This window comes from Methanosphaera sp. A6, assembly GCF_001729395.1.
Classification (GTDB): Archaea; Methanobacteriota; Methanobacteria; order Methanobacteriales; family Methanobacteriaceae; genus Methanosphaera; species Methanosphaera stadtmanae.
Genome location: NZ_MAIF01000021.1, coordinates 1 through 8,221 on the forward strand (window position 1 = coordinate 1; position 8,221 = coordinate 8,221).

Genomic DNA, 8,221 nt, shown 5'->3' on the forward strand with positions numbered 1-8,221 from the left:
CTTTGTATACATTATGTAAACATATATAATATCTCTTGAATATACTAATATATGAACATATATTTGTTTTTGAATTATTTATTATAATCTATGTACACATGATGTATACATGAGTGTTATTGGTTTTTATTTAAAAACAACACACAAAAGTATAGTATAGTTAATGTTTACATAAATCTTATTTTTGTGTACATTTTCTTTTCATGTAATTATTTTAGTAAAGATAAAAAACTATTACAATTATAACTATTAATTATAATTATAATTATAAAAATAATCTAAAGGGACATCTATGAATATTAACTTTAATAATAAGAAATTAATTCTATTACCAGCAACTATCACATGTATCATATCCTTATTGTTAGTATATAAATTTACATTTCCAATATCATGGGATGTATATTATCATATACATATGGCTAATTTATATATGACAAATGGCCTTGTATTTTGGGATTATTCAACAGTAGCACCACATGGTAGACTCATAATGTATCCTCCATTGTTTCATTTGTTTTTAGCAACAATTTCAAACATAACACATATATCCCTTGTTAATATTACTAGATTTTTACAACCAGTATTTGCATTCTTTGTAATCTATATTATATCCTACTCATCATACAGATTATACTCAATAAAGCATGGTGTAATTACGGGTTTTCTTGGAATGTTATCCTTTGTAACATTTAATAGATCAGTAATATGTACTCCTGCAACAATTGCCATTGCACTTTCAATGATTGTATGTGTGCTATTTTTTATTGGATTTAGAGATAATAATAAGAAAGACATACTATTATCAGCAATATTTCTAGGATTAATATGTAATCTACACATGGCAACATCCATCATGACAATTGGGGTTGTAGGGTTATATGGTCTTATACAATTAGTTAGAAAACAATTAAATAGTAAATATCTTTTAATATACATTATAATATCCATGATTATAGCACTACCATGGTGGTTATATATTCTGATAAATTATGGGTTATTTTTCAATTCAATAGCAGGAAATCCACTTTTTATTGGAGTATATTTCTATAAATATTATGGTATTATTCCATTGTTATTTACTATAATAGGATTTTACACATTATATAAAAACAAATCTAATAAATCACTATTTCTATTAGTATGGTCTTTATCATTGGTACTACTAAGTCAAGTAACATATCTTGGGATAGAAACAGTTTCAATTAGAATTCTAGAAGTGGCAAGTTATCCATTAATACTAATTAGTGGTGTAGGATTTATAGAAGTATGTAATTACATTAAAAATAAAAATATGGAGAAATTATTAGTAATACTTCTTGTTATATTCTCAGTACTAAGTGTAGTTGCATATGTGGATAGTTATACACCTGATGTATTAGCAGATAATGATTATAATACTACACTTATTCCAACAGAGATGCATATGGTAATAGATCCTATTGGAACAATATCAAAACCATCTATTATATCTTCCAGATTTTCTGATGCAACTTTAGCTCATGACAGATACCATGTCATGTCTTGGTTTGTAAATAATAGTGATGGATCACTTCTTGTATCAGAAGATTCTGTTATGGATACAATTGTTGTATCAACTAGTAATACACCAGTTGTTTATGGAGGATTTACTGAATCTATTCCAGTGTATGTTGTAGATCCTGTACATATAATAGAAAATCATTCAACAGAAAGTGAGTTATCTGATTTAGGTGTAGGTTATATATTACTAAAACATGATACACCAATACCCATATATGCACAAAATATATACTCAAATTCAAATTATAAAATATGTATTATAAAAGATAGTTACAGGAAATAAGATAATGAAATATAAAATATTAGCAATCATAGTAATTGTAGTACTACTTGGTATATTTTCTACTAAATTCCTCTACACAGATTCTATGGATATTGATAATAATACACTGGTAATATCAGTATGTACTGGGAATATGAGGGGATTGGAAACAGGAATTTCTGTATATGCTGGATATAATAAAGCACCACTAGTACTATCTGATAGAACATTACCTCAACAATTAGATTCATGGTTACCATCATTTATTAAAAAAAACAATATTAAGAAAATAGTGGTTGTTGGACCTATCACTGCTAAACAACTACTACAACTACATATGTGTGGTGTTGAAGTTAAACAAGTCTATGGTAAATCTATACCAGACATATTAACAAAAGTTGCAGATAACACTCCAACTAAAAATAATGATACACTTATATTTTCAGCATCAGATCCACTTGCAGGAGTTCTTGGAGCATATATAAAAACACCAGTTTTTATCACAGCAACAAATGAAACATATAATTCTGCAGATGTATTAGATACAAAATATGATGAATATATTAAAACACATAATATCTCACACATAATAATCGTGGGAAATCTACCAGAATCTCTTAAAAATCAGTTAAAATCATACAATACAACAATTGAAGAATTATCTGGAAGAAACAGTGTAGATGTTAGTATCAATGTAAATAATAAACTTAAGTCATTAGGTCTTTTAAATAATACAACACAAGCATACTATGGATTTTATGGTGAACTACCCACAATAGTTCCACTTGTTATTCAAAATAATGCAATGTTAATAGAAGATTCATCAAATCATGGGGATATAAGTGATTATATTAAAGAAAATAACGTTTCAAAAATAACACTTACAAGAAATACAGAATCAGATTATATACAAATGGAAGAATCAGATTATATATCATCAAAAATTATAGATGAATTTAGAGAAAATAATATAGATACAGAATTTCTTACAAATAACAGAACACTAGATGAAGCCACAGGATTGTATGATGTGAAAATAAACAGTATTGAAAATGTTAAAAATCATACAAAATATATAAATAACACTACAACTGGAAAAAGTATGGAATCAAGTCCTCCATTAATAGAAATGCTTAATTATACATCTGTAGTTGACTCAAATAATATATCTGCAAATATAACAAATAATAACAACACATATAATGTAAAATGGAGTACAATACATCCATATACTTGGAAAAAAATCAGTAATAATGCTTATTATGCAACATCAAATACTGGATATGAATACTTCTGGAATTATGATGAAAATACATGGACTGTTGACTATAAATACAATAACACATCATATTATCAAGTTAAATGGATAAAAAATACTGATAATACATGGACTGAAATGCATCCTACAAATAACTACACATGGAACTATGATGGAAATAAATGGGCATGCTATAAAAATTCACAAATGATATATTATATATCTAAAAAATAACCACCTCTTTATCAAATTTCTTTTTTTTAAATAAAAAAATGTATAATTTATAAAAAGTATATAATAATACATATAATAAAAAACTATTTTATTTAATAAAGAAGAGTTAATTTAAGAATATAGGAGAAGAAAAACATATGAAACAATTATTTGGGACATTTGGTGTACGAAGAGTAGCAAACACAGTTTTAACTCCAGAATTTGCATCAAAAATTGCAGCAGCTTATGGAACAAAAGTTAAAGGAACAATAGCAATAGGATCAGATCCAAGAACATCCTCTGAAATGATAAAACACGCCGTTACAGCAGGATTATTATCAGTAGGATGTGATGTGGTTGATTTAGGAACACTACCAACACCTGCAGTACAGTATGCAGTAAGACAATACTATGATGGTGGAATCATGGTTACAGCTTCACATAATCCTCCAAAATATAATGGATTAAAATTATTGGACTCTGATGGTATTGGAACTCCTGATGATTTGGAAGAAGAAATTGAAGATATTTACTTTAATGATAAACAAGAACGTGTAACTTGGGATAAAATTGGAAAAGCATATAAAAGAGATATTATTGATGAATACATAGATGAAGTGCTAAAAAGAGTAGATGTAGACACAATAAAACAAGCAAATCTAAAAGTAATTCTAGATGCAGGATCTGGAGCTGCATGTTCAACAACACCATACATTATAAGAAAATTGGGATGTGACATAACAACACTTAATTGTCAACCAGATGGAGCATTCCCTGGACGTAATCCAGAACCAACAGAAGATAATCTACAAGATCTTATAAAAGTAGTTAAGGCAACTGGTGCAGATATTGGAATTGCACATGATGGTGATGCAGATAGAACAATATGTATTGATGAAAAAGGACAATTTGTTTTTGGAGATAAATCATTTGCACTTGTTGAAAAATCTATGCTTGAGAAGAACAATGGTGGAAAAATAGTAACTACAGTTGCAACAAGTAATGCAATAGCAGATATAGCACTTGAAAATAATGGTGAAATAATTCTAACAAAAGTAGGAGATCTTGTAGTTGCACGTAAATTACAGGAAGTAGATGGTTTATTTGGTGGAGAAGAAAATGGTGGATTAATATTCCCTGACTTTGTATATGGAAGAGATTCTGGACTAGCTACAGCAATGCTTCTTGAAATAATAGCTAAAACAAAACAACCACTATCCCAATTAATTAGTCAATTACCAACATACTTCTCAGAAAAAAGAAAAGTTGAATGTCCTGATGATAAAAAAGCTACAGTTGCAGAAAATATAATTAAAGACACAACAGAATATGAAGTTGACACAACAGATGGTGTTAAAGTAATAACAAGTGATGGATGGGTAATAATAAGACCATCTGGTACAGAACCAATATATAGATGCTTCTCAGAAGCAAAAACTCCTGAAAAAGCAACAGAATTAGCTGATTGGGGAATGAATTTAATTAAGAAATATTTAGATTAAATTTCTCTTCTTTCTACTTTTTTTATTTACAAGTCCCCATGGACAAACTTTAATACATAATCCACATAATCTTGGACGATTTTGTGCCTCTAATTTATTAAAATAATCATTACAGGCATATGCATCATAACGTGTTTCTCTTGAATTTTCTTCATTAAATTCAATATTTTTAATAGCATGTGATGGACAGTTAACTGAGCATAATCTACATGTTCCACAACGACTAGGAACTTGTTTTTTAGCATATGGTAGAGGTGCATCTGTGATAATGGTAGCCCACCTGATTCGTGGACCATAATATGGATTTATAAGTAAACAACTCTTTCCAATCCAACCAAGACCTGCAAGATTTGCAACAAGTTTATGTGAAATATCACCCTTTAATTTATCTTTAGAAACAATAGATGAAGCATCAATAAATTTTGCCATATACTTATGTTCATGTAATATGGATTCTATTTTAGTACCTATTTCATTTAATTTAGAGTTTATTTTAATGTATGTTTGAAGATATTTTTCCTCTATTTCAAGTATGTCAATTGTATCAATAATCTCATCAGGAATATTAATACCAATACTAATAGCATGGGGATACTTATTAAATTGGGAATTTATATCTGGATTAGGTGTCATATTTTTCATATTTGCATAACCATAAACTGTAACTTCCTCTTTACAAATCTTATCTATCATACTTATCATTATAACAAAAACTTCCTATAATCTATTTTTTAGTATTTTTTATATATTATATTAGATAAATCTTATTAATAATGCAATATATTATATTAAAATAATATATATTTTTTTAGTAGATAAAAAGCAATTTTCTAATAATCAATCAACTACAAGTTATGACTATAAATTTATAATTAGTGGAGGGTAATATAATGGATAATAACACTATTCAAAAAGAAATAGCAAGTCGTGTTAAAGACATGAGAGAAGTATGTGAAATTAGTGTACAAGAAATGTCTGAAAAGTTAGATGTTCCAGTTGAAACTTATACAAAATATGAATCTGGAGAAATAGATATTCCAGCCAGTATTCTTTATGAAGCCTCAATAATATTTAATGTAGATACAAGTTTATTATTAACAGGTGAAGATACAAGAATGAGTGTTTTTACAGTAACACGTAAAGATAAAGGAGTAAGAGTTGATCGTAGAGAAGCATATGACTATGAAAACTTAGCTTCAAATTTTACACATAAGGCAATTGAGCCATTTATTGTTACAGTAACACCACGTAAAGATAACTATATGCCAGAACCAAACTATCATAAAGGATATGAATTTCTTTATGTATTAGAAGGACAACTTAGAGTATATATTAAAGACAATACAATTGACTTAAATCCTGGAGATTCAATGTATTTTAATTCATTACATAAACATGCAATGATAGCATTAGGAGATAAAAAAGCTAAATTCCTAGATATACTAAATTATAAAGGTGAGTAGATTAAATGACATCATTATTAAATAGATATGTTCCAAGAACAGAATTTGATTCTTATGAAGATTTTAATGAGAATTTAAAAATAACAGTACCTGAAGATTTTAATTTTGCATATGATATTGTTGATGTATATGCAAAAGAACAACCTGATAAAGTAGCACTATCATGGTGTGATGATAATCAAGAAAAAATATTCACATTCAGTAATTTAAAACAATTAAGTGATAAGGCTGCAAACTTCTTTAAATCATTAGGAGTTACAAAGGGTGATAGAGTATTATTAACACTTAAAAGTCGTTATGATTTTTGGTATTGTATGTTAGCATTACATAAATTAAAAGCAATAGCAGTACCTGCAACACACATGTTAAAACCTGAAGATATTGAATATAGGATAGATGTTGCTGGAATTAAAACTGTTGTAACTATTCGTGAAGATGGTGTTCCAGAAAGCTATGCTGAAGTTGAAAAAACATTAGGTCTTAAGTTAAACAAAGTATTTGTTGGAACAGAAGATATGCCTGGATGGTATGATTTAAGAAAAGAAGTTAAAAAAGCTTCAGATAACTTTGAACGTCCAGTATATGATGATGATTCAGTTGAAGATACTTCTGTAATTTTCTTCTCATCAGGTTCAACAGGACAACCAAAAATGATTAAACACAGTTTTGGATATCCATTAGCACATATTGTAACTTCCAATTACTGGCATCAGGTGGTGGATAATGGATTACATTACACCATAGCAGATACTGGTTGGGGAAAAGCATTATGGGGTGAAATATATGGTCCATGGATTTCAGGTTCAGGAATATATATCTATGATTATGATAGATTCCACCCATATGAAGTTTTATCTAAGGCATTAGAACATAAAATCACGACATTATGTTGTCCACCAACAATGTACAGGTTCTTTATAAAAGAAGATATTGATAACTTGGACTTTTCTTCATTACAACATGCAACAACTGCTGGTGAACCATTAAATGATGAAGTATTCTATAAATTTAAGGAATTAACAGGTCTATCTATACGTGAAGCATTTGGTCAAACAGAAACAGTAGCTACTATTGCAAACTTCCCATGGGTTGATATTAAATTAGGTTCAATGGGTAAACCTGCACCATTGTTCAATATTAAATTGTTAAATACTGATGGATGTGAATGTGATGTTGGTGAAGAAGGTGAAATAGTATTTGATATTTCTGAAGGTTATCCATTAGGATTATTTAAAGGATACTATAATAACCAAGAAAAGACTGATGAAACAATATATGATGGATATTATCATACAGGGGATTCTGCATGGATTGATGAAGATGGATATTACTGGTATAAAGGTAGAATTGATGATGTAATTAAAAGTTCTGGATATAAGATAGGTCCATATGAAGTTGAAAGTGCATTACTATCACATAGTGCAGTATTAGACTGTGCAGTAACTGGTATACCTCATCCTATAAGAGGACAAATTGTTAAGGCAACAATTGTTTTAGATAAGGGTTATCAACCATCTCAGGAGTTAACAAAAGATATTCAAAATCATGTAAAACATGTTACAGCACCATATAAATATCCTCGTGCAATTGAATATGTTGATGAACTTCCAAAAACAATTAGTGGTAAAATAATGAGGAAAAAAATCAGACTTGAAGATGAAGAAAAATTCAAGAAATAAATTTCCTCATCATACTTTTTTTTCAATTAATATTTCTTATTTTATTTTAATAAATTACTAAATTATATTACTAGTTGCTAACAAAACTGTTTATTTTTTTTAATAAGAATTTTGTTTATCTAATAGGTATTTTAAAAAATAGAGGTATTATAATAAAATACATGTCTTTTAAAAAAAAGAACTATAATTCATAATTTTAATCCTATTATTTTTTTTTAATTATAATTGAAATTAAACAAAATACTTATTTTTTTATGATAGTATTAATAATTTTATTTTAATTGTTATGTTATTATTTCGAA

General features: G+C 27.9%; 6 protein-coding genes. 5 read left to right on the forward strand and 1 reads right to left on the reverse strand.

Annotation, left to right across the window (positions count from 1 at the left end; all coding sequences use genetic code 11):
• Positions 1-292 precede the first annotated feature (292 nt).
• From A9758_RS00715 to glmM, 3 genes are all read left to right on the forward strand, one after another.
• Positions 293-1,825, forward strand: coding sequence for a glycosyltransferase family 39 protein (locus tag A9758_RS00715; protein WP_011405877.1), 1,533 nt, complete (start codon positions 293-295; stop codon positions 1,823-1,825).
• Positions 1,826-1,829: 4 nt separating this feature from the next.
• A complete protein-coding gene (locus A9758_RS00720) occupies positions 1,830-3,296 on the forward strand; it encodes a cell wall-binding repeat 2 family protein (RefSeq protein ID WP_011405878.1) in 1,467 nt (488 codons plus the stop codon).
• A gap of 137 nt (positions 3,297-3,433) precedes the next feature.
• Entirely contained in the window at positions 3,434-4,777 is a 1,344-nt protein-coding gene (gene glmM, locus A9758_RS00725; RefSeq protein ID WP_011405879.1) for a phosphoglucosamine mutase, read from the forward strand.
• Here the strand turns inward: glmM and A9758_RS00730 are convergent.
• The gene (locus A9758_RS00730) at positions 4,769-5,479 is read right to left on the reverse strand and encodes a 4Fe-4S double cluster binding domain-containing protein (protein ID WP_011405880.1); all 711 of its coding nucleotides are present in this window, start codon (positions 5,477-5,479) and stop codon (positions 4,769-4,771) included. The genes glmM and A9758_RS00730 overlap by 9 nt on opposite strands.
• Before the next feature lie 188 nt (positions 5,480-5,667).
• On the opposite strand from A9758_RS00730, the gene A9758_RS00735 reads away from it, so the two are divergent.
• Positions 5,668-6,240, forward strand: coding sequence for a helix-turn-helix domain-containing protein (locus A9758_RS00735; RefSeq protein ID WP_011405881.1), 573 nt, complete (start codon positions 5,668-5,670; stop codon positions 6,238-6,240).
• Between the two features lie 5 nt (positions 6,241-6,245).
• Entirely contained in the window at positions 6,246-7,919 is a 1,674-nt protein-coding gene (locus A9758_RS00740) for an AMP-binding protein (protein ID WP_011405882.1), read from the forward strand.
• Positions 7,920-8,221 lie beyond the last annotated feature (302 nt).

Excerpts from the sequence above, each read along its gene's own strand:
- A9758_RS00715 (WP_011405877.1), top strand. The coding sequence starts at position 293 with ATGAATATTAACTTTAATAATAAGAAATTAATTCTATTACCAGCAACT.
- A9758_RS00720 (WP_011405878.1), top strand. The coding sequence starts at position 1,830 with ATGAAATATAAAATATTAGCAATCATAGTAATTGTAGTACTACTTGGT.
- glmM (WP_011405879.1), top strand. The coding sequence starts at position 3,434 with ATGAAACAATTATTTGGGACATTTGGTGTACGAAGAGTAGCAAACACA.
- A9758_RS00730 (WP_011405880.1), bottom strand. The coding sequence starts at position 5,479 with ATGATAAGTATGATAGATAAGATTTGTAAAGAGGAAGTTACAGTTTAT.
- A9758_RS00735 (WP_011405881.1), top strand. The coding sequence starts at position 5,668 with ATGGATAATAACACTATTCAAAAAGAAATAGCAAGTCGTGTTAAAGAC.
- A9758_RS00740 (WP_011405882.1), top strand. The coding sequence starts at position 6,246 with ATGACATCATTATTAAATAGATATGTTCCAAGAACAGAATTTGATTCT.